The organism is Flavobacterium sp. RHBU_24, from assembly GCF_046613695.1.
In the GTDB taxonomy this organism is placed as follows: domain Bacteria; phylum Bacteroidota; class Bacteroidia; order Flavobacteriales; family Flavobacteriaceae; genus Flavobacterium.
The window spans coordinates 1-417 of sequence record NZ_JBKJHD010000063.1; the positions used below are offsets into that span (position 1 = coordinate 1).

Genomic DNA, 417 nt, shown 5'->3' on the forward strand with positions numbered 1-417 from the left:
GTGGCCCCCGCGCCAATAGCGCCCGCGCCGCTTCCTATAGAAGAGTGCGACGACAATAACGACGGTGTAGCCACCTTTAACATCCAGCCTACCCTTGATGCTATAATCGCTGCCCTTGGCGGCACGGTAAGCACCACGGTACACGAGACCGAGAATGATGCCAACTACCAGGACGGTACCAACCCTATAAGTGACATCACCAGCTATGACAACCTTTTAGAACAAACGGTAAACGGCATACAAACCCTTTGGATCCGTGTAAACTCTACCCAGACCGACTGTTATGACGTAGTTTCGGTAGACCTTGTAGTACACAAAAGGCCGGTAGCCACCGACCCCCTTGAGGACTTCCATATGTGCGACAACGGCGATGACGACAACGATGGTGTAGCCATCTTCGACCTAACCAGTTACGCG

Annotated in this window: 1 protein-coding gene; it reads left to right on the top strand. The window is 53.0% G+C overall.

Translation table 11 applies throughout. The features are described from left to right. Positions 1 to 417: hypothetical protein (locus ACLI09_RS18080; RefSeq protein ID WP_411421042.1), on the top strand; the 417-nt coding region annotated here is incomplete at both ends.